The 22,492-nt window shown below is 65.5% G+C and carries 19 protein-coding genes; 12 read left to right on the top strand and 7 right to left on the bottom strand.

Features of this window, described 5'->3' with window-relative positions:
- Positions 1-65: 65 nt before the first annotated feature.
- The 3 genes from H9634_RS11055 to H9634_RS11045 all read right to left on the bottom strand — a co-directional run bounded on the left by H9634_RS11055 (position 66) and on the right by H9634_RS11045 (position 1,642).
- A complete protein-coding gene (locus H9634_RS11055; RefSeq protein WP_191726705.1) occupies positions 66-569 on the bottom strand; it encodes a DUF4190 domain-containing protein in 504 nt (167 codons plus the stop codon).
- Between the two features lie 273 nt (positions 570-842).
- Positions 843-1,190, bottom strand: coding sequence for a DUF4190 domain-containing protein (locus H9634_RS11050; RefSeq protein ID WP_191726704.1), 348 nt, complete (start codon positions 1,188-1,190; stop codon positions 843-845).
- 146 nt (positions 1,191-1,336) lie between these two features.
- Positions 1,337-1,642 (bottom strand): hypothetical protein, encoded by a 306-nt coding sequence (locus H9634_RS11045; RefSeq protein ID WP_191726703.1) that lies wholly within the window; start codon positions 1,640-1,642, stop codon positions 1,337-1,339.
- Positions 1,643-1,823: 181 nt separating this feature from the next.
- Here H9634_RS11045 and H9634_RS11040 point away from each other — a divergent pair, with 181 nt between their 5' ends.
- The 8 genes from H9634_RS11040 to H9634_RS14555 all read left to right on the top strand — a co-directional run bounded on the left by H9634_RS11040 (position 1,824) and on the right by H9634_RS14555 (position 13,011).
- Positions 1,824-3,461 (top strand): dolichyl-phosphate-mannose--protein mannosyltransferase, encoded by a 1,638-nt coding sequence (locus tag H9634_RS11040; RefSeq protein ID WP_318245088.1) that lies wholly within the window; start codon positions 1,824-1,826, stop codon positions 3,459-3,461.
- A 154-nt stretch (positions 3,462-3,615) separates the two neighbouring features.
- Entirely contained in the window at positions 3,616-4,785 is a 1,170-nt protein-coding gene (locus H9634_RS14570; RefSeq protein ID WP_225210857.1) for an acylneuraminate cytidylyltransferase, read from the top strand.
- A gap of 57 nt (positions 4,786-4,842) precedes the next feature.
- A complete protein-coding gene (locus H9634_RS14565; protein ID WP_225210856.1) occupies positions 4,843-5,760 on the top strand; it encodes an N-acetylneuraminate synthase family protein in 918 nt (305 codons plus the stop codon).
- Positions 5,761-5,884: 124 nt separating this feature from the next.
- Complete coding sequence (locus H9634_RS11030; RefSeq protein ID WP_191726702.1) at positions 5,885-6,874, top strand: glycosyltransferase family 2 protein; 990 nt, start codon at positions 5,885-5,887, stop codon at positions 6,872-6,874.
- Positions 6,871-8,241: an alpha-2,8-polysialyltransferase family protein gene (locus H9634_RS14560; RefSeq protein WP_225210855.1), complete on the top strand. Its 1,371-nt coding sequence runs from the start codon at positions 6,871-6,873 to the stop codon at positions 8,239-8,241. Before H9634_RS11030 ends, H9634_RS14560 begins: the two co-directional genes overlap by 4 nt.
- Positions 8,238-9,254 carry a glycosyltransferase family 2 protein gene (locus tag H9634_RS11025; RefSeq protein ID WP_318245087.1) on the top strand — a complete coding sequence of 339 codons (1,017 nt, stop codon included), beginning with the start codon at positions 8,238-8,240 and terminating at the stop codon, positions 9,252-9,254. Before H9634_RS14560 ends, H9634_RS11025 begins: the two co-directional genes overlap by 4 nt.
- Positions 9,251-10,783, top strand: a complete 1,533-nt coding sequence (locus H9634_RS11020) for a polysialyltransferase family glycosyltransferase (RefSeq protein WP_191726700.1) — start codon at positions 9,251-9,253, stop codon at positions 10,781-10,783. Before H9634_RS11025 ends, H9634_RS11020 begins: the two co-directional genes overlap by 4 nt.
- Entirely contained in the window at positions 10,780-13,011 is a 2,232-nt protein-coding gene (locus H9634_RS14555; protein WP_225210854.1) for a DUF6716 putative glycosyltransferase, read from the top strand. The genes H9634_RS11020 and H9634_RS14555 overlap by 4 nt, the downstream gene beginning before the upstream one ends.
- Here H9634_RS14555 and H9634_RS11010 read toward each other — a convergent pair.
- Complete coding sequence (locus H9634_RS11010) at positions 12,996-13,913, bottom strand: hypothetical protein (RefSeq protein WP_191726699.1); 918 nt, start codon at positions 13,911-13,913, stop codon at positions 12,996-12,998. The genes H9634_RS14555 and H9634_RS11010 overlap by 16 nt on opposite strands.
- 838 nt (positions 13,914-14,751) lie before the next feature.
- Here H9634_RS11010 and H9634_RS11005 point away from each other — a divergent pair.
- The gene (locus H9634_RS11005; RefSeq protein ID WP_259798650.1) at positions 14,752-15,768 is read left to right on the top strand and encodes a glycosyltransferase; all 1,017 of its coding nucleotides are present in this window, start codon (positions 14,752-14,754) and stop codon (positions 15,766-15,768) included.
- Here H9634_RS11005 and H9634_RS11000 read toward each other — a convergent pair.
- A complete protein-coding gene (locus tag H9634_RS11000) occupies positions 15,754-16,284 on the bottom strand; it encodes a GtrA family protein (RefSeq protein WP_225210853.1) in 531 nt (176 codons plus the stop codon). The two genes, H9634_RS11005 and H9634_RS11000, sit on opposite strands and share 15 nt — an antisense overlap.
- Before the next feature lie 69 nt (positions 16,285-16,353).
- Entirely contained in the window at positions 16,354-17,832 is a 1,479-nt protein-coding gene (locus H9634_RS10995; RefSeq protein ID WP_191726698.1) for a hypothetical protein, read from the bottom strand.
- Between the two features lie 259 nt (positions 17,833-18,091).
- On the opposite strand from H9634_RS10995, the gene H9634_RS10990 reads away from it, so the two are divergent.
- The 3 genes from H9634_RS10990 to H9634_RS10980 all read left to right on the top strand — a co-directional run bounded on the left by H9634_RS10990 (position 18,092) and on the right by H9634_RS10980 (position 20,650).
- Positions 18,092-19,048, top strand: coding sequence for a methionine ABC transporter ATP-binding protein (locus H9634_RS10990; protein ID WP_191726697.1), 957 nt, complete (start codon positions 18,092-18,094; stop codon positions 19,046-19,048).
- Complete coding sequence (locus H9634_RS10985; RefSeq protein ID WP_191726696.1) at positions 19,048-19,719, top strand: methionine ABC transporter permease; 672 nt, start codon at positions 19,048-19,050, stop codon at positions 19,717-19,719. The genes H9634_RS10990 and H9634_RS10985 overlap by 1 nt, the downstream gene beginning before the upstream one ends.
- Before the next feature lie 88 nt (positions 19,720-19,807).
- Positions 19,808-20,650, top strand: coding sequence for a MetQ/NlpA family ABC transporter substrate-binding protein (locus tag H9634_RS10980; protein ID WP_191726695.1), 843 nt, complete (start codon positions 19,808-19,810; stop codon positions 20,648-20,650).
- Between the two features lie 124 nt (positions 20,651-20,774).
- Here the strand turns inward: H9634_RS10980 and H9634_RS10975 are convergent, their stop codons facing one another.
- The gene (locus H9634_RS10975; protein ID WP_191726694.1) at positions 20,775-22,481 is read right to left on the bottom strand and encodes a formate--tetrahydrofolate ligase; all 1,707 of its coding nucleotides are present in this window, start codon (positions 22,479-22,481) and stop codon (positions 20,775-20,777) included.
- Positions 22,482-22,492: the final 11 nt, after the last annotated feature.

Raw genomic sequence — 22,492 nt, 5'->3', positions numbered from 1 at the left:
GGGGGGGGGGGGGGGGGGGCCCGGCTGCCGGTGTCAGCGGCGCGGTGGCTGGGTTCGCTCACCGGTCAGGAGCTGCTCATCACGCCGGCGCCGATGATGAGGAAGATGAAGACGAAGTAGGCCACCCAGAACAGCACGGCGAGCCCGACGATGACGTAGCCGACGATGAGACCCCAGGTGGCCAGGTTGTCGCCGGTCTCACCGGTGCGCTTGATCTGGCTCTTGGCGATGTGGCCGAGGATGATGCCGACGATGGCGGTCAGGCCGCTGGTGGCCAGGCCGACGAGCGACATGATGAGCGAGAGCAGCGCCAGGGTGTTCTGCGGCGGGGTCTGCACGTAGCCGGGCTGGCCGTATGACTGCGGCGTGCCGTAGCCGGTGCTTCCGTAGCTGTCGCTGCCGTAGCCGGTGCTGTCGTAGCCGGCGCCTGCCGGCTGGTGGGCGTAGGGGTCGCCGGCAGCCGGGCTGCTGTACGGGGTGGGGGCGCCGCTGTAGCCGCCGGCTTCTGGGGATCCGTAACCGTAGGGATCGCTGCTGCCGGAGCCGTTGGGCTGGTACTGATGCGACATCGTGCTCTCGCCTGGCCTTCTGTCATCGGGGGTGGGTGGTGCCAGCCAGCCGGTGCACCGGGTGCGTGCGACTGCCTGTACCAGCCACGGTACCCCGCGTGCTGATGGGCCGACAACGCAGATCGGCAGTTGTCACCGAATCGGCACACACCTGTCACGATTCCCACCTCTGACGCACTCGGCCCGGATGCCGTGCGCGCCGGCCGGCTGGCGCATGAGCCGCGGTCAGCAGGCCAGACGATCAGCAGCCCGGACGGTCAGCAGGCTGAACGGTCAGCAGCCCAGCGCGAGGCCGCCGAAGAGGACGAAGAGGACGAGAAACCAGGACACGAAGGCAAGAACAATCAAGCCGACGATGACGTAGCCGACGACCAGACCCCAGGTGGCCAGGTGGACGCCGGTCTCACCGGTGCGCTTGATCTGCTTCTTGACCATGTGGCCGAGGATGATCCCGCCGATCGCGGTCAGGCCGCCGGTGGCCAGGCCGACGATCGACAGGATAAGCGAGAGCAGCGCCAGGTTGTTCTGCTGCGGGACCTCGGCATAGGGGTAGGCGTAGGACTGCGGTGCGCCGTGGCCTGGGCTGCCGTCGGAACTGCGGGGCTGGTACGGGTGCGACATCGCGGTCTCGCCTCCTTCTGCCGCTGGGAGCGGGGTGCGGCTGGCCGGCGCGGAGTCCGTGCGCCTGATCTCAGCGTCGCACTGCCTCGCAGTCTGCCGCGGTGACAGCCGGGGTCGGCCGTTGTCACCGCATCGGCGCACGCCGCTTATGAGCCGAGTGCGCTGAGGATGACGGCGATGATGAAGGCGGACCACCCACCGGTGATGATGAGCCCGAGGACGAACCCGGTGATCGCTGTCCCGAGGCCGCGCTGACCGCTCGCCGCGATCTGGATGAAGGCGATGATCGCGGTGATGAGCGCGATGAACGACGTCAGCCCCGCGGTGATGATGCCGGCCAGCGCCAGGCCGAGCGTCCATCTGGCCATGAGGTTGCGGCGCTCGCCGCGATGTCGCGGTGAGCTGCCGAAGGCCGGGAGGTCGTCGAAGATGTCGAGGACATCGAGAAGCATCGGGGTTCCACCTCCCGTCTCTGGCATGGCCGGGCGCCCTGCCGCCTGCTCTCTACCGTAGACCGCACCCAAGCGGCGCTGCCCTTTCCCGTGTCACCGTCTGGGAACAGGCGGTGCCCGCCTGGGCACAGGTCGGCCTGCCGCCCGAGCCTGCCAGGCTGCCTCGCCTACACTGGGCGCTGTGAGCCACCCGACGACCACCTCCGCTGCTGCTGCGGGCAGCACCGCTGCCGACCCCGCAGCCGGGCAGTCAGGTGCCGCCGTGCGGCTGCCAAGCCGGCTGGCCGCTCTCGACCCGCGCGTCTGGATGTGGGGTGTGCCGCTGCTGCTCGGCGTCATCGCAGCGCTCATGCGCTTCTACCGCCTCGGCTTTCCTGGCCGGCTGATCTTCGATGAGACCTATTACGTCAAGGACGCCTATACGCTCAGCAAGGCCGGCTATGAGAAGGCCTGGCCCGATGAGCCGAACCCGCAGTTCGAGGCCGGCAATACGAGCATCGTGCTCGACGAGCCGTCCTATGTCGTCCATCCGCCCTTGGGCAAGTGGATCCTCAGCCTCGGCATCGACATGTTCGGGGCGGACTCCTCCTTCGGCTGGCGGTTCTCCGCCGCGCTCGTCGGCGCGCTCTCCGTCGCCGTGCTCACCTACTTCGCCATCCGCCTCTTCCGCTCGGTGTGGATCGGCGGGCTGGCCGGGCTGCTCATGACCGTCGACGGTGAGCACTTCGTGCATTCGCGCACCGGCCTGCTCGACCTGTTCCTCATGTTCTTCGTGCTGCTGGCCTTCGGCTTCCTCGTCCTCGACCGGGAGCAGACCAACCGCCGGCTGCGCGACCGCCTCGCCCTCACGCGGCAGGACAGACGCGCAGCGGCCTCGGCACCCGACCCGTGGACCTACGGCCCGGCGCTGGGATTCCGGGGTTGGCGGCTGGCCGCCGGCATCACGCTGGGCTGCGCGATGGGCGTGAAGTGGTCGGGCCTGTATGCCCTGGCCGTCTTCGGCATCGCCGTCGTCGCCTGGGACATCACCTCCCGCTACCGCGCCGGTGTGCGCCGCCCGGTCACCGGGATGCTCATCCGCGACTCGGTTCCCGCGTTCCTGCTCATGGTCCCGGTCGCCTTCGTCACCTATGTCGCGACCTGGTCGGGCTGGATCTTCACCTCCGGCGGCTGGGACCGGCAGTGGGCGGCGGAGAATCCCGGCTGGTGGGATGTTCTGCCCGACTGGATTCCCGGGCTCGCCCACTACCACGCCTCGGCATACCGGTTCCATGTCGGGCTCTCCAGTGAGCACACCTATATGTCCAACCCGTGGGGCTGGATCGTGCAGTGGCGCCCGACCTCGTTCTACTACGAGTCCTACGCCGCCGGCGAGCACGGCTGCATGGTCGAGAAGTGCTCGTCTGCGATCACCTCGGTCGGCAACCCGGTCATCTGGGGCCTGGCCCCGGTGGCGCTCATCGTCCTCATTCTCGCCTGGATCGTCCGCCGCGACTCGCGGGCCGGCATCATCCTCGCCGGCTTCGCCGCCACCTGGCTGCCGTGGTTCCGCTACCAGGACCGCACGATCTTCACCTTCTACACCATCGTCATGGTTCCGTTTGTGTGCCTGGCGATCGCCTACTGCCTCGGCCTGCTCTGGGGCAACGCGAAGGACGCCGCCGAGCGCGGGCAGTCTCTGCTCGCCCGCCGTCTGGCTGTCGCTGCGATCGGGGCGGCGGCGATCCTCGTGTTCGCGTTCTTCTGGCCGGTCTACACCGGTGAGGTCATCCCTTACGACTCGTGGCGCCTGCGGATGTGGAACCCCAGCTGGATCTGATCCCCGCGGCCTGAATCGGCTGGCGCGCTGAATCCTCTGGCACGCCCTCCCCAACCAGAGCACGCTTGCCGTAAGTTGATGCCTCGTTCACCTGCACGTCACATGCGGGTCGCCGCTCGGTCATCCGCGATGGTCATGGTGGTTGCCTGTGACCATGAACAACCAGACCAAGCGCACTGTCGCCATCATCCCCGCTCGCGGCGGCTCGAAGGGCATCCCGCTGAAGAACCTGCAGAAGGTGGCCGGCAAGACCCTTCTCGCACGCGCCGTCGAGAGCGCCAAGGCGGCCAGCCGCATCGACACCGTCATCGTCTCCACCGACCATGACGGCATTGCTGAGGAGGCCCGGCGCGCCGGCGCCGAGGTGGTCCACCGTCCTGCAGACATCTCCGGTGACCAGGCGACAAGCGAGTCGGCGCTGCTCTACACGCTCGGGCAGCTCGATGAGAGCTTCGACATCACAGCCTTTCTGCAGTGCACCTCGCCGTTCATTCACCCGGAGAACCTCGACCACGCCATCGAGCGCGTCGCCCGCGACCAGGCCGACGTCGTCTTCTCCGCTGTTGAGGACTTCAGCTTTCTGTGGACGCTGGATGACAAAGACAACGCCGTGGCTGTCGGCCACGATGCGGCTTTCCGCCCGCGCCGCCAGGACCGTGCCGCCCACTACAACGAGACCGGCGCCTTCTACATCATGCGCACCTCCGGGCTGCAGAAGTACAAGCACCGCTTCTTCGGCCGTATCGAGATCGAGGAAGTGCCCGCCGAGCACGCCCGCGAGATCGATACGATGTCCGATCTGTCGCTGGCCCGCGCTGTCGCCTCCCAGCATGAGGCGATCAACGTCCTCGACGTCGACGCCCTGGTCACCGACTTCGACGGTGTCCACACCGACGACGCCTGCTACGTCAATGAGAACGGCGAGGAGACCGTCCGGGTCCATCGCGGCGACGGGCTGGGCATCGGCCGGCTCGTCAAGGCCGGCTTCCCCTTCCTCATCCTGTCGAAGGAGCAGAATCCGGTCGTCTCACGCCGGGCTGAGAAACTGCGCGTCGACATCGCCCAGGGCATCGACAACAAGGCCGAAGTGCTCAGCGAATGGATCACCGCCAACGGCCTCGACCCAGCCCGCGTCGCCTATGTCGGCAACGACATCAACGATTTGGAGGCCTTCAGCGTCGTCGGCTGGCCGATCGCCGTCGCCGATGCCCACCCGCAGGTGCTCGCGGCCGCCCGCTCGATCCTCACCCGCTGCGGTGGGCAGGGCGCCGTGCGCGAGGTCTGCGACCTCATCGATCCCGAAAAGACCAGATCAGCTGCGTGACATCCACTCACGCCACCCCGTGCAACACCTCGCACCGAAACGATTGGAGTTCCCAGCATGACTCAGAACGCTGATAACGCAGCACAGCCCTGCCCCTTCCGCCAGACCGCCGCGCCGGTGGCGATCGGCGAGCACCTCGTCGGGCCCGGCCAGCCGGTGTACGTCATCGGGGAGATCGGCATCAACCACAACGGCGATGTCGAGATCGCCAAGCAGCTCATGGATGTCGCAGCCGAGGCAGGCGCCCAGGCCGTGAAGTTTCAGAAGCGCAACCCCGATGTCGCCGTGCCGGAGGCACAGAAGTCGAAGATGCGTGAGACCCCGTGGGGCACGATGACCTACATCGACTACAAGTACAAGGTCGAGTTCGAGAAGGACGAGTACACCGAGATCGACCGCTACGCCAAGGAGAAGGGCCTGCAGTGGTTCGCCTCACCGTGGGACACCGACTCGGTCGACTTCCTCGAGAACGAATTCGACTCGGTGACCTACAAAGTCGCCTCGGCCTCGCTGACCGACTTCGACCTGCTCAAGGCGATCGCCGCGACCGGCAAGCCGGTGCTGTGCTCATCGGGCATGTCCGACTGGAAGATCCTCGATGCAGCCGTCGAGTGCTTCGACCGCGACAAGCTCGTCCTCATGCACGCCACCTCCACCTACCCGCTGCCGCCGGAGGAGACCAACCTGCTGGCGATCCCGGCGATGGCCGAACGCTACGGCGTGCCGGTCGGCTACTCCGGTCATGAGACCGGTCTGCAGATCTCGCTGGCCGCCGTGGCTCTCGGTGCGGTGACCGTCGAGCGCCACATCACCATGGACCGCGCGATGTGGGGTTCGGACCAGGCCGCCTCGCTCGAACCGCACGGGTTCACCACCCTCGTGCGCGACATCCGTATCCTGGAAGAGGCGATGGGCGACGGCGTCAAGCGGATCATGCCCGGCGAAGAGTCGAAGATCTCCTCGCTGCGCAAGTGATTCCCGTTCGCGCGGACTCTCATCCGCGCGCGTGACTTCTGTGGGGAGGCTCAGTCAGAGGGCCTCCCCACAGCCGGTTGAAACCGCAGCCGACGCCTCCGACGGACTCCGACGAAAGCAGCCAATGGACCAGCCTTCACTCAGCGTCATCATCCCCGCCAAAGACGTGGAACCGTATATCGCCGAAACCCTGACCTCGTTGAAGCATCAGGGTCTGCGGCCCGATGAATACGAAGTCGTCGTCGTCAACGACGGCTCGACGGACGCCACCGGCGAAATCGCCGAACGCTACGCGCAGACTTTCGAGCAGTTCCGCATCGTCACCAATGATGCTCCGACCGGCCTGCCTGCCGCACGCAATGCAGGAATGCTCGCGTCGACGGGACGCTATATCGCCTTCATCGATTCGGATGACTGGTTCGCCAACGGACATCTGCGCGTCATGCTCGACGCCATCGAGCGTCTCGGGGTTCAGTCCGTGCGCTCCGATGTCATCCACGCCATCGGCAAGCGCCGGGAACTGCGCCAGGCTCCGGTCTTCCGGCGCGGTGTTCCGCTCCGGACCAAGGACCACATCGTCCACGGCTGGGGATTGACAATGGTCGATTTCCCCAATGCCTTCTCCGGCATCTTCGCCCGCGAACTCTTGGACGACGGAACGCTGCTGTTCAACGAATCGCTGCGCAGCGCCGAGGACCGGGAGTGGAACTGGCGGCTGTTCCTCTACACCGACAGCTTCGCCGTCGTCGACGCCCCTGGTGCCTACTACCGGCGGGAGGTTCCCACCTCGATCACGGCTGTGTACAACGAGACGCAGCTGGAGTTCATTCGCAGCTGCGCGCTGTCGATCGCTGAGACTCGCAAGCGTCCAGGGCAGGAGGCCTTCTCCGTCAAGGCGCTGCACAATCTCTTCGCTTTGGCCGATGCGCACCTTCGTCGAAGAGATGAGATGACCCGGCAGATCTACCATCGGCTCATCCACGGTGTTGCCGAAGCGGCATCGTCTGCGTCTCAGGCTGAGCTCAATGAAGTCATCGGCTCATTCCGCCGGGACCGGATGCAACGCCTCAAGCCTGTCCTGCGACAGCTGGATCGAAAGAGGGAATCAGCATGAAACAGGTCTTCGTCGTCTCCTCCTGGCTGCAGCTGCTCAACATCAGTGCAGCGATCCGCAACAACCGGATCGACAGCGCCGAAGAACGTGTGCTCTTCGTCAGCGATACGCGCGCAGTCTGCGAAGTCGGCACCTCGTTCGCAGAGGAGGAGATCTCCGAGCCGCTGCTCGATGTCTTCGACCGCATCGTCGACTACAACGCCTGGATCTGGCCACACCATCCGGCACAGTGGACGCCGCGGATCAATGAGCAGCCCATGTGGCGGAAGTCCTTGCTCCATGCATGGGACCTCGCGGACTGCCACGTGCAGCTCTTCGTCGAATCGCTTCAGGGCAACCCTGCGCAGGCCCTGTGCAGCCTGTTCCCCGACGCCGAGGTGTTCGCTCATGCCGATGGACTCATGACCTACGGCCCGACGCGCAGCACCCTGCCGCCTCAGGTCTGGCAGCGGCTGGGCGGGCTCGTCTACATGGATCTTGTCCCCGATGTCGAACCGCTGCTGCTGTCCGAAGAGCAGGGAATCGAACGCACAGCGATCACCGCTGATGAGCTGCGCGCAGAGATCGAACGCGTCGCTGCCCACGTCGACACATCCGGTCTGTCGGTAAGCGACAACACCTGCATGATCATCGGCCAGTACCTCGCCGATGTGGCCCTCTTCACGCTGGAGCAGGAGACGGCGGTCTATGAGCAGATGATCGATCATGCGATCGCGACCGGTCACGAACACATCTACCTCAAGCCGCACCCATCTGCGTCACAGTCGGTGCAGAGTGCGCTCGAACACCGGGCAGCGCAGCGCGGCATCTCGTTCGATGTCGTTCCAGCGCACCTGCCTGTCGAGATCAGTGCACTGGCACTCAAACCCCGCTCGGTGTACAGCTGCTTCTCCACCGGCATGGTGACGGCATGGCGGCTCTTCGGCATTCCCGCTACAGCGTTCGGGACCCTCGAAGCCCTCGAGGAGTTCCGCCCGTACGAGAACTCCAACCGCATACCGGTGACCATCTGCGACTACCTCTTCGCTCCCGGGGCATCTCACACGGTTCCCCTCAGCGCCGTCATCGACGCCGTCGGATACTGCATGCAGGCCAAGCAGATGAGCCGTCTGCGGCAGCACGCTGTCGCGTTCCTCTCCGCCCATTACGCGGAGTACTCCCGCTACTTCAAGCGCCGCCGTCTCACGAAGCTCGACCTGCCCGGGCGCCTGCCTCCCCGACGACCGGCAAGCCGGGCCCGTCAGCTCGGGGTGCGGGCTGTCCGAGCAGGATCGGTCATCGTCTCAGAAGGCCGGCGGTTCGGTGCCTCGGCTCTGACACAGCTGAAAGCCGCTCGCAGCAGTGCCTCCGAGAGGTCGAAGAAGTGACGGACCCCGGAGCCGGTTCGGCTGCATTCGACCTGTCAGTCATCGTTCCGTCGAAGAACTGCGCTCCATACCTGCCCACTGCACTGACCTCGCTGCTGGATCAGGACCTCGACCTGGGACGGACGCAGTTCATCTTCGTCAACGACGGATCGACCGACGACACCGCCGAACTCCTCGATGAGTGGGCAACGCGCTTCGATCATGTCGAGATCATCTCGAATGGGACAGCAGTCGGCTTGGCTGACGGCCGCAACTTGGGCCTCGACGCCGCTCGTGGAGAGCACATCGCCTTCCTCGACGGCGACGACTGGTTAGCCCCTGGCCATTTGGCCGTGCTTCTGGAAGCCATCCGGAGCCTCGGCACTGACTTCGTCCGCTGCGACCACATCAGGGTCACCGGCAAGCGGCGCGAGCTGCGTCGCGCGCCCATGGCAGTTCGCAACGTCCCGATTCCGGCCAGGGCCGGGATCCTGCCGGTCGATCAGACCACGCTCGTCGACTATCCCTTCGCCTGGGCCGGCATGTTCCACCGCCGGCTCGCCGACACCGGGCTGCTGCGGTTTCCGTCGGGCTTCATGACAGCCGAGGACCGGCCGTGGATCTGGGACCTCCACCTCAACGGCGGCACCTGCGCCGTCATCGACTCCCCCGGCGTGTGCTATCGCCGTGGACTCTCAGATTCGCTCAGCCAGGTGCTCGATGAGCGTCAGCTGTACTTCATCCCCGCATTCGGGAAGATCTTCGACGTCGTCCGCCGTGATGCTGACCGGGACCTCTTCCTGTTGAAGGCCATCCGAAACTGGCTGGCCATCCTCGAACATCAGGCCAAGCGCTTCGACACCGCGCCGTGGCAACTGCGTCGGCAGTTCAGCACAGAGGCCCAGGCCATCTCAGACTCACTGCCGTGGGAGGTGCTCAAGACGGTCCTGCTGGAGTCCTCCAGGGACCGGCGCACCGCTGTCCTGCAGATGATGCCGCACCGCGCCGAGCTGATCCAGGAGCTGATCCGATGACCGCGCAGCAGACCACGCCGCACCTACCCTCTGCACCGTACAGCAGTGCGGCAGGACCAGCGTCCGGTGCTGCCGACACAGTGCAGGTCTTTCTCGCCTCCACTGCTCTCGAGGTGGTGTTCCTGGCAGCGGGAATCGACGCCGGCTGCTATGACTCCGCTGTGGCGCCGGCCGTCATCCGCACCACCGCGCAGCCCCGGCCGGCTGCGCGTGCGCGGGAACGGATCCTGCTGCTGTCGGACAACGCCGCTGTGCTCGAACAGGCGACGCCCCTGCACAGTGCGCTTGGGCTGTCATCGCTGATGGCGCGCTTCGACCGGGTGCTCACGCTCAACGAGTCGATCACCCCGCACCACCCCAACACGTGGGCTCCGGCAGAGGCTGACCTGCCGATGCTCCAGCGTCTGCTGCGCAGCCATTGGGAACTCGGGACCTCAGACGTCGAACTGATCGTCGAATCACCACAGGTGAACCCGGCCATCGCACTGGCTCGCATCTTCTCCGAGTCGCTCATCCGTGTGAGCGCCGACGGTCTCATGAGCTACGGACCGACCCGCTCGCGTCTGCCGTTGGGGATGCAGCAGAGGATGACGACGCTGCATTACGCCCCGCTCGCGCCTGACCTGCAGCCGCGCCTGCTGCATGAAACCGGGATCGTACCGGTTCCCGTCCCGCTGGAGGCGGTGAGCGACGTCATCGCAGAGGTCCGAGAGAACGCCGCAGACATGATCGATGCCGCAGCCGCCCGTCTCACCGGTGAGCGCACCGGCATCATCCTCGGGCAGTACTGCGCCGCACTCGGCCTCATCACCGAGTCCGAGGAGAGCGAGCTGCACTGTCAGATGGCAGAAGCTGTGCTATCAGCCGGCTGCAAGACAGTTGCGTTCAAACCGCACCCAGCGGCACCGACGGCGTCAACCGCAGCACTGGCCGCACACGTCACCGCCCACGGCGGTCGATTCGTCGTCATCGACACTCCCGTCATCGCCGAGGCCCTCATCACAGCGATCGGCCCTGCCATCGTCGTGAGCGCGTTCTCCACCAGCCTGATGCTCGTCGCACAGCTCTACGGCTGCCAGACCGCTGCGGTCGGCTCCCGGCTTCTGCTCCAGCGTCTGCGCCCATACGAGAACTCGAATCGGATTCCGCTGACGATCATCGATCAGTTCGCCCACCGTGGTCACGCCGACATCGATCCTCAAGCTCACGGTGATGAGAGCATGAATCTGCAGGATCTCGTCGACGCTGTCAGCTACTGCATGCAGCCACGGCTGCTACCAGCCTTCCGGCAGCGTACGAGTGACCTGCTCGCACGCCTCGATGACGACACCCGCGGCCTGTACTTCACCCGCGGCACACTCAGCGCACTCGACCTGCCCGGCCGTCTGCCGCGCCGCTCCCACCCTCGGACAACCGCGCGTCGTGCCGGTCGGCTGGGCAGCGACTATCTGCTCTACCGGGCGCGGCGGGCCATCCGGCGCAGCCGCACACGCCGTGCAGCTGAGAGGCAGAAGAGGAGACAGCGATGAACACGATCTCACACGCCTGGGTCGAATCCCCGCTCCAGTTCGTGTCTGCCATCGAAGCCTGCCGGGACGGGCAGTCGCTGGAGATCCACGCCCGCATCGACGCCGACGGCATGGCGAGCTTCCTCGACCAGTTCCAAGCCGAATGGCTGCCGGCCAACATCTCGGTTGTGCGCACGGTCGAGATCGATCCGCAGATCTTCTCCTCGCGCGGGCATGAGTTGCTCATCGGGGATATCTGCTCCGGTCGGCTCCAGCGGGCCATGCTCGCCGCCGGACCGCAGCTGCGCCGTAGCATCGTCATTCTCGACGACGGCTTCGCCACGCTGCACGCCGTCAGACTGGTGACGGCCAAGCGTCCGCGTCCTCTCGTGCGTGCCCGGCAGCACCCCTCCTGCTCCCGGCGGGCGGCTGCGCTGGCGGTTGCCCTCATGCTGCGTTCGGCTCTGCGCCGGCGCCAGCTGTCGTGGACGACAGCTCTGCCCGTCCCCGACGACCTCATCGCGTCCTTCACCGCTGCCGGCGGCACCTTCACCCGGCACGCCTTCGACTATGTCCGCTCCATCCGCGCAGCCGCCGACCCCCTGCCCGGCACCATTGTGCTCGGCTCTGCGATGGTCGCTGACGATCTCATCGACGTCGAACCGTACTTCGCCTGGCTTGACAGCGTCGTCGAACGCACCGGGGCTCACAGTGAGCGGCCGTTGGCGTACTTCGCGCACCGGCGGGAGACACCGGAACTGCTCAACCGGGTCGCGGCTCGTCCAGGCGTCACCGTCTTTCCTGCTGAACTGCCCGTCGAGCTGCGTCTTGCGCGCGCACCGAAGTGCGCGCAGGTGCATAGTCTTCCCACCTCGGCAGTGGCGAACCTGCCGACGACGATGCGCAGTCCTCAGATCCACGTGACCGAGGTGCCGGCTGCGTGGTGGACCGGAAGCGCGCCGCAGGCGCTGCGCCACGAACTCAATGCGGCGGCCGCTGCGACCTTGCACTCTGGCGCGGATTACCGGGTTGTCGCGATCGCTGACAGCGAGTCGTATCTCAAATGGGCCAGTCGGATGCTCGATTCGCTCGGACCCGATGTCGACTCACAGCTGTGGCTTCTCGATACGCCCATCGCCCCGACCGCCGCGCAGATCGCCCACGCGCTGGCCGGATCCAGCCGCGCAGGTGCGACCGTTCCGATGCTCAATCGCAGTGAACTGCGCGCGCGACTCGAATCCGCAGCCCCCGATATCGTGCTGGCAGCCGCCACCGGACCGGTCGTTCAGCAGATCGCTGCCAGTGCGCACCGCCTGAGCCGGCGGCCCGGTGTCGCATCCGGGCTGCCGGGTATCGGTCTGCCGGCACGTGCCAAAGGTGTGCGGTACCGTCGCGACTGCGACCTGTTCATCACCCACTCCCATCACGAGCGGGCCGCCTACCTCGACGCCTGCACCAAGGTCGGCGTTCCTCTGGAGCTCACCGTCACCCGGTTACCGCTGCTGAGCAGCCCCGGCCTGCCGCGGGCGGCATTCGACATACTGGCCGGCGAAACACCACCGGTGCCGGAGCGGCTCGTCTTCGCCACTCAGGCGAAGGTCCCCGAGCACCGCGAAGAACGCATCGCCATCCTGCAGGCGCTCGCCGACTTCCGGCGTGCCCATCCCGCGGCTGAGGCGATCGTCAAGGTGCGCTCGCTGCCCGGAGAGCAGGAGACGCACCACGAGGAGCACACCTATCTCTCCCTCATCGACGAGCTGCTGCGAAGCGGCGAGATCGTGCCCGGGGAGCTGTCGGTGGCCGTCGGGCCGATGAGCGAGTTCCTCACCCCAGGAGCAGCCGTCGTGACGGTGTCCTCAACTGCCGCGCTCGAGGCGATCGACCGTGGTCTTCAGACTCTCATCGTCTCGGATTTCGGGGTCTCTGACGAGCTGCTCAACGGCGTCTTCGAAGGCTCAGGGATCCTCGGCACACTCGCCGATCTCCGCGCTGGACGGGTCGGGTTTCCTCGTGAGGCGTGGCTGCAGGAGAACTACTTCCACCCGCCGTCTGCGGACATGCAGCGAGCGCTGGCAGTGCTGGCGCGCCGCTCCCAGCAGCGGCAGCTGTCCTCCCGCGCCTGGGTTGCACAGGTCAACACGTGGCGTCGCATCCGCGCTGAGCTGCGCACTGCCGCTCCCCAGCCGGTGGTCGACGGCTACCGTGCCGCGATCGGGCTCTCGCGCCGGATCCGTCAACGGCTGCGCTGATCACGCCAGGCCGCGAACTGCCCAGCTGCAGCGAGGACGACAGCGGTGCTGAGCGCAACTGCCGGCCAGTAGGTGTAGCGGAAATGGAACTCCGGAATCGTCGGAAAGTAGGCGAGCATGTACAGCAGCGCTGAGGACGCCAGCGTCGCCGCTTCTGCGCGCAGGGGAACACGGACGCCGCTCCGACCGTCACCGCGGGATAGCCAGCGTCCGGTGATGCGCCGGGCGACGCCGGCCCAGACACACACGAGCGCACCGACAGCAGCCCAGAACACCGGCAGGTAGACGATAGGCACGACGTCGTTCGTGCCGCGCACATACAGGCCCAGCAGCGACTCGGCGCTCCCCTGCGGGACACCGAGACCAACGCTTTCGGCTTCAGTCCGCCATTCTGCCGGCCAGTACAGCAGCCTGGAGAATGTCAGGTAGCGGCCGAACAGCTCTGCCCGGTACTGCAGATACTCGACCGGATGCGCGGTGAGCGTTCTCAGCCACAGGTCCCGGAGCTCCTCGCGGTGCGCGATCGGTGAGAAAGCCTCGCCTGTCTCCCCTCTGCCGTAGCAGTTCCAGTACGCGTCGAAGGGCTCCTCGCGTGCAAGGCACGCCGGCCGTGCGGCGGAGATCCGCTCGATGAGCTGGGTCGGAGCTCCGGAGGCGCGCAATTCGTCGTCCGGCAGCACGAACATGACGTCGTCGAGCATGATCTGCGAGACCTGCCCGACGTCTTCGACATCGCGTACGGAATCGACGAACCGCTCGGTGACGACGACGCTGCCGCCGAGCACGAGGATGAACACCAGCGTCACCCGTGCCAGACGCAGCAGTCCGCGAACGCCGGTGAGACCCGAGCCGACCGCCTCGGTCCCGGACCTCTTCGCTCTGGCTGCGGTGTCTGGCGCCACGGCAGAGATCGCGGTGGCGTGTCGCTTCTGCAGCGTGCGGATGAACAGCCAGGCAAGGTAGATCGCGATCCAGCAGCGCGGAGATCGCGTTCTTGCGTGCCGTGATCCCGTAGATGAGGAGCAGCCCGGCAGGAGCCATCAGCCACCACGACTGCGGCTGGTGCGGCCGGATGAAGAAGACGATGAGCACGCTGCACAGCAGTGCCAGTGCCGACTGGGTGTCCTTCCACAGGATGGTGGACTGGCTCAGTGTCCACGGTGCCGCAGGCACCAGCAGACCGAGGAGTCCGAGCCACGCCGAACCCGTGGCATGCTGGATGAGCAGGCACAGCAGCCAGGCGCTGAGACCGTAGAGAACGGCTTGGAAGACGAACAGCGCACCGAGAGTGCCGGTGAGCCGGTAGAGCATCTCCCAGAAGAATGTGACAACCGGCGGATGCCAGTTCTGATAGGGAACCTCACCGATTGCCTGCCGGGCCTGGAACACGATGTCGATGTTCGCGTCTCCCGGATAGAAACAGATGAGCAGGAATGCTGTGAATGCCGCCGATGCCATCAAACACACACCCGAGATGAGCCACGAACGGCGCACGCGCAGCCTCCAGTTGCGACGACATTGACTGTAGAGGGAACGTATCGACTGTATGCCTGCGATGGGCGGCCGTCACACTCACACCATTGCGTTCACGCAATTGTGATCGGTCATTCCGCAACTGTTCACATGGCGCAGAGTTGCGGAGCTTCCGGCCCGGTCATGCGCCGAATGCGCTGCTGAACGGCAGTACACTGGCGGGTGGAAGAAACCGACGTGTGAGAATTGTGACGACTGGAGAACTGCGTGCCCGCCATCCCCGATCATCTCCGCATTGCTGCGATCGTGCCGTGCCACAACGAGGAGATCACCATCGCCACAGTGGTGCGAGACCTCCAGGCGGCGGTGCCGGGGATGACCGTCTACGTCTACGACAACAACAGCACGGATCGCACGGTCGAGGAGGCGCTGAGCGCTGGCGCAGTCGTCCGGCATGAGTACTTCAAAGGCAAGGGCAATGTCATCCGCCGTGCGTTCTCCGATATCGAAGCTGACATCTACGTCACGATCGACGGCGATGACACGTATGAGGCGGCCGACCTGCCGGCCATGATCGAGCTGCTGCTCGACGGTCCCTATGACCACGTGCTCGGCGTCCGACAGGACACGCAGGAGACTTCGTCGTACCGCCCTGGGCACGAATCGGGCAACAAGATGTTCAATCGGCTGACGAGCCGGCTGTTCAAGTCACATGTCACCGACATGCTCTCGGGCTACCGTGTGTTCTCACGTCGCTTCGTCAAGTCGTTCCCGGCCATCAGCAAGCGCTTTGAAATCGAGACGGAGCTCACGGTGCACATGATGGCGCTGCGCCTGCCCTGCGCTGAGCACCCCGTCGGATTCCGTGATCGGCCGGACGGCAGCGAGTCGAAGCTCTCGACCTTCGGGGATGGGTTCCGCATCCTGGGCCTGATCGCGCAGCTTGTGCAGCATGAGCGCCCGCGTCTGTACTACGGCACTCTCACGCTGGTCTTCGGTCTGCTCTCGCTCGTCCTCGGCATCCCCGTGATCGTCGAGTTCCTCAGCACAGGTCTCGTCCCCCGCTTCCCGACAGCGTTCCTCGCTGCCATCCTCATGGTCATTGCGTTCCTGCTCGGCAGCATCGGACTCGTCATCGACGGAATCCGCCGCGGTCGCCGCGAGACCGCTCGCCTGCATTACCTCGCTTTGGAAGCAGTCGTTCCGGTTCGCCCAGAGGCGATCGGACAGAATCGGACGGTTCGTGGACCGAGCGACGCGGAGCAGCAGTTACCGCTTGCGTGACGCCGCTACGTCATCATCTTCCATCGGCACGACGACCTCGGTTTCGGAGATCTCCTTGAACACCCACGTGCGGTAGGCATAGAACCGGAAGACCATCGCCAGACCGATACCGATGACATTGGTCGACAGGTTATAGCTGACGGGGTCGCGCAATCCGAGCACATACCAGGTGAAGCCCAGCGGGGCGACAGCGATGACCATACCAATGGCATTGACGACGACGAACATGACAAAGCCACGGACGTTCGAACCGGAATCCCTGTCACCATAGGTCCAGAGCTTGTTGCCGAGCCATGCAACGATGATCGAGAGAACTGTAGAGATGATCTTCGCTTTGAGCGGGCTTCCCGGCATGAGAGCTGGAATGCCGAAGAAGCCGTAGACGAGCAGATTCGAGACCCCGACGTCGACGATGTAGGCCACTCCGCCAACCGACAGAAACCGGAACACCTCGACGATGAGGGTACGCCAACGGGAGACAGGCACAGAAGTGGCGTTAACCGGCATGCGCACCATCTTACGACTCTTCCGCACCATGCCAACTCATCAGGACGCCATACAGCAGAGCTTGTTCCGGGATTCACTTCATTGCGAAGTGGAGGCCACGGCCGCTTCAGGCTCTCGACGCTCACAGCGCCGACTCCGCCACGCCCGGGCCCCTGCTGCACCAAGCATCACGAAGCACATCGTCCCCGCCAACGCGGGCCAGTAGACATAGCGGAAGTGGTTAGCCGGCACGATCGGGAAGTAGCCGACGATGTACACAGCCGCCGAGATACTCAACGACGACACTGCCGTCGACAGTTCTGGCCACCCGGAGGCTCTGCCGAGCCGCCGCACATGGCGGTGGGCGCAGAGCAGAATGATCGGGCTGGCCAGCCAGAACCAGCCGGTGAACAACCACGGCATATCGCGTACGCCGAACTTCTCGACGTAGGTCTGGGCAGCGTCGTTCGCCTGCTTGTACTTCGTCTCCCAGCCCACGGAGTTCTCCTCCGTCTGCCCGTCCCAGTCCGTGTAATTGTCGAACAGCAGATGCGCGAACGTCTGGGTGCGGTAGAGAAGATAACGATCTGGGCGGGTGAGTACTGTCCGGACCCAGGCTTCCTTCAACTCGTCGACGTGCTCGATAGCGGTGTAGATCCCGTCTGCACCGCGTCCGTAACAGCGCCAATAGGCATCTTCATAATCACCCTGTTGGGCACAGATTCGCTGCGCCTCCAACAGCTTCTCCTTCAGAGCCGCATCGATATCTGCCTGCTTCAGTTCCTCTCTCGGCACACTGAAGATCACGTCGTCGAGCATTACCTGCGATACCTGGTGAGTCTTCAGGGGTTGATAGATCGCGTTGAGCACCGCACCAGACCCGATGACGAGTGCAAGGAGAGCTGCCGTGAGACCAAGGAACCGCACATCTGTCAGACGACGGAGCAGAGACTGACCGGCGCGCCGCATCGAACCCGAGTAGACGAGCGCCGCCATCAGATAGACGAGCGGCAGAACGGCGAAGAATGCGTTCTTCCGCACTGCGGTGCCGTACGTCAGAGCAAGAAGTCCCACCGCGAGAAACAGCCAGCGCATCGTCGTGAAGCGGCTGGCCAGAAGCGCGCAGACGACGGCGAGAAAGAATGCCTCGGCCATCTGCGTGTCCTTCCACAGGACGCCGATGAAGGTGAAGAGGTGGGGCGCCAGCAACATGAAGAGGCCAGCGTATGACCATGCGCGTGAACGCGTCACATCGAAAAGGTAGACGGCGAAACCGAATCCGGCGCCGAACATCACGAGAACCTGTGCGTAGAGAACGGCAGATGCATGACCGGTGAGCTCGTGCAGCCACATCCATGTGATCGTCATAATTGCCGGATGCCAATCTGACAGCGGCTCATTGCCAAGAACCTGGTGCAACTGCCAGCGCGTGTCGGGATTCATCCCGCCGGGGGCGAATGCGATCGACGTGCCGATCGAGAGAACGATAGCCGCGACCGCCAGCAGCCCAAGATGCAGCCATGTCCCACGCACGCGGTAGTCAGGACGCGCGGAATCCGCCGACGCGGCTCGTGACATCACTTGTTCCTTCTGTCGCACTCAATCATCAGTCCATCACCAGGACTTCTGCCGTTCATCGAACGGAAACCTCGCAGTTGAACTTTACCTGAACCAGGCTCAGCAGCGGGCTGGCCACAGACGTGGTTCAACTGGCATACGGCAGAACCACTCGTGACGCACTTCACCTGTGTGTCGGTAGATGACAGGCCTACCGGTCTGCGCGGCGGCCCTGTGCCTACGCTGGCGCAGCTGAATCCCTGCAAGCAAAGGAACCACTGTGATCGAACTGCGTGATCTGCGCAAGGAGTTCGCCGGTGTCACCGCCCTCGACGGCATCACCCTGTCCGTCCCGGCCGGTGAGATCCACGGCATCGTCGGCCGCTCAGGCGCCGGCAAATCGACCCTCATCCGCTGTCTCACCGGCCTCGAACGGCCCACCTCGGGCACGGTGCGCATCGGCGAGGTCGAGATCACCAGCGCTCGCGGCGCCGCCCTGCGCACGGCCCGCCGGACCATCGGCATGGTGTTCCAGCACGCGAACCTGCTCGATTCGCGCACCGCGCTGCGCAACGTCGAACATCCGCTCGAGATCGCGGGCGTCCCACGCAGCAAGCGGCGTGCCCGGGCTGCGGAGCTGCTCGAACTCGTCGGACTCGCCGACCGCGGCGGCAGCTATCCAGCGCAACTTTCCGGCGGCCAGCAGCAGCGCGTCGGAATCGCCCGCGCACTCGCCGCCGAGCCCCAGATCCTGCTGTGCGATGAGCCGACTTCCGCCCTCGACTCGCGCACCACCCGGCAGATCCTCGACCTCATCCGCTCACTGCGCGACCGGCTCGGCATCACGGTGCTCATCATCACCCATGAGATGTCGGTCGTGCGCGAGGTCTGCGACTCCGTCACCCTGCTCGCCGACGGGCAGATCGAGAACACCGGTTCGATCATCGACGCCCTCAGCCAGGCCGACTCACCGCTGAGCCGCGCACTGCTGCCGCTGCCGCCCAGCGGCCGTCCATCCGGCACCGTCGTCGAGACCCTCACCACCGGCATCAGCCTCGACACCGCACTCGAGGCGGTCCGCTCCTCGGGCGCGGACGCCCATCTCGACGCCGGCACGGTTGAGACCATCGCCGGCACGGTCGTCGGCCGGCTGCAGTTCACGGTTGCCGATGCAGCCGGAGCCCAGACCCTCATCACCTCCCTGGCCGCCCGCGACATCCATGCGGAGGTGGCGTGATGGACCGCACCTGGCTCGACAATCCCGCCATCAGCTCCGAACTTCTGCCCGCACTCGGTGAGACGCTCGCAATGACCGGGTGGGCGACTGCGATCTCGATCGCCCTCGGTCTGCCCCTGGGGGTGTGGCTGTTCACCACCACCCCGCACTCCCTGGCGCCGAACCGCGGCATCCACCAGGTCGTGTCGACGATCGTCGACATCGGCCGGTCGATTCCATTCATCGTCCTCATCGTCGCGATCATCCCGTTCACCCGGCTGCTCGTCGGCACGGCACTCGGTTGGAAGGCCGCCGTCGTCGCCCTGACGCTCAGCGCGATCCCGTTCTATGCCCGGCTGGTGGAGAACGCGCTGCACGAGGTCTCTGCCGGCAAGGTCGAGGCAGCGCAGATGATGGGGGCGACTCGCTCTCAGATCATCCGCCAGGTGCTCATCCCCGAGGCACTGCCCGGGCTCATCGGCGCAGCGACCGTCACTGCGGTTGCGCTGGTGAACTACACCGCGATGGCCGGCGCAGTGGGGGCCGGCGGGCTCGGCGATCTCGCGATCACCTACGGCTACCACCGCTACCAGGGCGACGTCATGATCGTCTGCATCGTGCTGCTCGTGCTCGTCGTCGGGCTCATCCAGCTCATTGGCGACCGGCTCGCCCGGCTCGTCGACCATCGCTGAGCCACCCTTGCCCCATGTGCTCCGTCACCCTGTCCACGTCCGATCACCACATCTGCCCACTCGCATATCTGCTCACCCAAGGAGAACCATGAAGCGCATATCCATCCTCGCACTCGCGGCCGCAGCCGCCCTCAGCCTCACTCTGTCCGGCTGCGGCCTGGCCCAGGACAGCGGAGAGGTCGGCCAGAAGGACGGCGACGTCACGACCCTGACCGTCGGCACCTCGGTCACCCCGCACGGCGATCTGTTCCGGTTCATCGACGAGAATCTCGCCGCTGACGCGGGACTGAAGATCGAGGTCAAGGAGTTCACCGACTATTCACTGCCCAACCGGGCGCTGAGCGACGGCGAGCTCGATGCGAACTACTTCCAGCACCTGCCGTACCTTGAGTCGGAGATCAAGGGCCAGGGATACAAGCTCCACCACTTCACTCCGGGCGTGCACCTTGAGCCGTTCGCGCTGTACTCGAAGAAGATCGACGACATCGCCGATCTGCCCGACGGCGCAACGATCGGCATCAACAACGATCCGGCCAACCAGGGGCGGGCGCTCAAGCTGCTGGCCGACAACGGCATCATCAGCCTCGGCGACGCCGACCCGATCACCGCGACGATCCACGACGTCGCTGAGAACCCGAAGAACCTCGAATTCATCGAAGCTGAAGCCGCGTCTCTGGCACGCACCCTCGACGACACCGACGCCTCGGTCATCAACGGCAACAATGCACTGAACGCCGGGCTGTCGTCGAAGGAGGACGGCGTGCTCGTCGAAAGCCCCGAGGACAACCCCTATGCCAACATCCTCGTCGTCCGTGAGGGCACCCAGGACGATCCGGAGATCCAGAAGCTGCACGAGCTGACGCAGTCGCAAGAGGTCAAGGACTTCATCGAGAAGACCTGGCCGAAGGGCGAGGTCATCCCCGCCAGCTGAGGTGGAGTCCCAGCGATAGGGCCGGACCCGAGGTCGAACTCGGGTCCGGCCCTATGGCGTCCATTCAGCGGCGAGTCCGCCGAAGCGGGTGCAGTGCCGGCCGTTCGGCGGCACCGCCGCGGCGTCAGAACAGGCCGGTGATGCGACCGTCGTCGTCGACGTCGATCGTCAGTGCTGCCGGCTTCTTCGGCAGACCGGGCATCGTCATGATGTCTCCGCAGATCGCGACGACGAAGCCTGCACCGGCGGAGAGCCGCACGTCGCGGACCGCCAGTGTGTGGCCCTCCGGTGCTCCGCGCAGCGTCCCGTCGGTGCTGAACGAGTACTGCGTCTTGGCGATGCACACCGGCAGCTCGCCGTAGCCTTCGTCGGTGAACTGCGCCAGCTTGCGCTGCACAGCCGGGCTGAACTCGACGCCGCCGGCGCGGTAGATGCGCGTGGCGACGGCTTCGATCTTCTCTGCCAGGCTCGCTTCGAGCGGGTAGGTGTACTGCGGCGCCGGATCAGCGGCCTCCTCAGCTGCGGCGAGAACTGCACGGGCGAGGTCGACGGCACCGGCGCCACCCTCTGCCCAATGCCGAGCCTCGACGGCGGTGACGCCGTCTGCGGCGAGAGCGTCGATGAGTGCGGCGACTTCGGCATCGGTGTCGGAGGGGAAGCGGTTGATGCTGACAACCGCAGGAATTCCGAAGACCTGCTGGAGGTTCTCCAGGTGCCGCCGCAGGTTCGGCAGACCGGCGCGCAGCGCCTCGACGTTCTCCTCCTGCAGCTCGTCCTTCGCCACTCCCCCGTGATACTTCAGGGCGCGGACGGTGGCGACGATGACGGTCGCAGACGGCCAGATGCCGGCGGCGCGGGCCTTGATGTCAAGGAACTTCTCAGCGCCCAGATCGGCTCCGAATCCAGCTTCGGTGACTGCCCACTGGCCGTAGGTCATAGCCGCGGTGGTGGCGAGGACGGAGTTGCAGCCGTGGGCGATGTTGGCGAACGGACCGCCGTGGACGAAGGCCGGGGTGTGCTCGATGGTCTGCACAAGGTTCGGTGCCAGCGCATTGCGCAGCAGCGCGGCCATCGCACCTGCGGCGCCGATGTCGGCGACCGTGACGGGTTCCTTGGCCCGGGTGCGGGCGAGCACGATCCGGCCAAGGCGCTCCTTGAGGTCATCGAGGCTCGTCGCCAGGCAGAAGACGGCCATGACCTCGCTGGCGACGACGATGTCGAAAGCGTCTTCACGGGGGACGCCGCCGTTGTAGCCGCCGAGCCCGATGGCTGCGGCACGCAGCGCCCGGTCATTGAGGTCGACGACGCGACGAATGGTGATGCGCCGCGGGTCGATGTCGAGTTCGTTGCCGTGATGCATGTGATTGTCGAGCATCGCAGCGGCGAGGTTGTTGGCCAGGGCGATGGCGGCGAAGTCACCGGTGAAGTGGAGGTTGATGTCCTCCATCGGCAGCACCTGCGCGTGACCGCCGCCAGCCGCGCCGCCCTTCATGCCGAAGACCGGGCCAAGACTCGGTTCACGCAGGGCGAGAACCGCAGGGCGCTTGCCCCCGACCTCCGGCCAGGAGTCGAGACGGGCGACTTCGTTGATCGCATCGGCCAGACCGATGCTCGTTGTGGTCTTGCCCTCCCCGGCTGGAGTGGGGCTCATAGCGGTGACAAGGATGAGCCGACCACGGTCGGCATCAGCTGCGTCAAGCACGCTGAGGGGGATCTTTGCCTTGTCATGGCCGAAGGGGATGATGTCGTCAGTGCGCAGTCCGACGGAGGCGGCGATGTCTCCGATCGCTTTGAGCTGCGCCTGGGATGCGATTTCAAGATCGATGGACATGCGTTCAGTAT

The organism is Brevibacterium gallinarum (assembly GCF_014836885.1).
Lineage (GTDB): Bacteria > Actinomycetota > Actinomycetes > Actinomycetales > Brevibacteriaceae > Brevibacterium > Brevibacterium gallinarum.
Note: the sequence above shows the minus strand (reverse complement) of the source record. Positions and strands in the feature narration are given on the sequence as shown.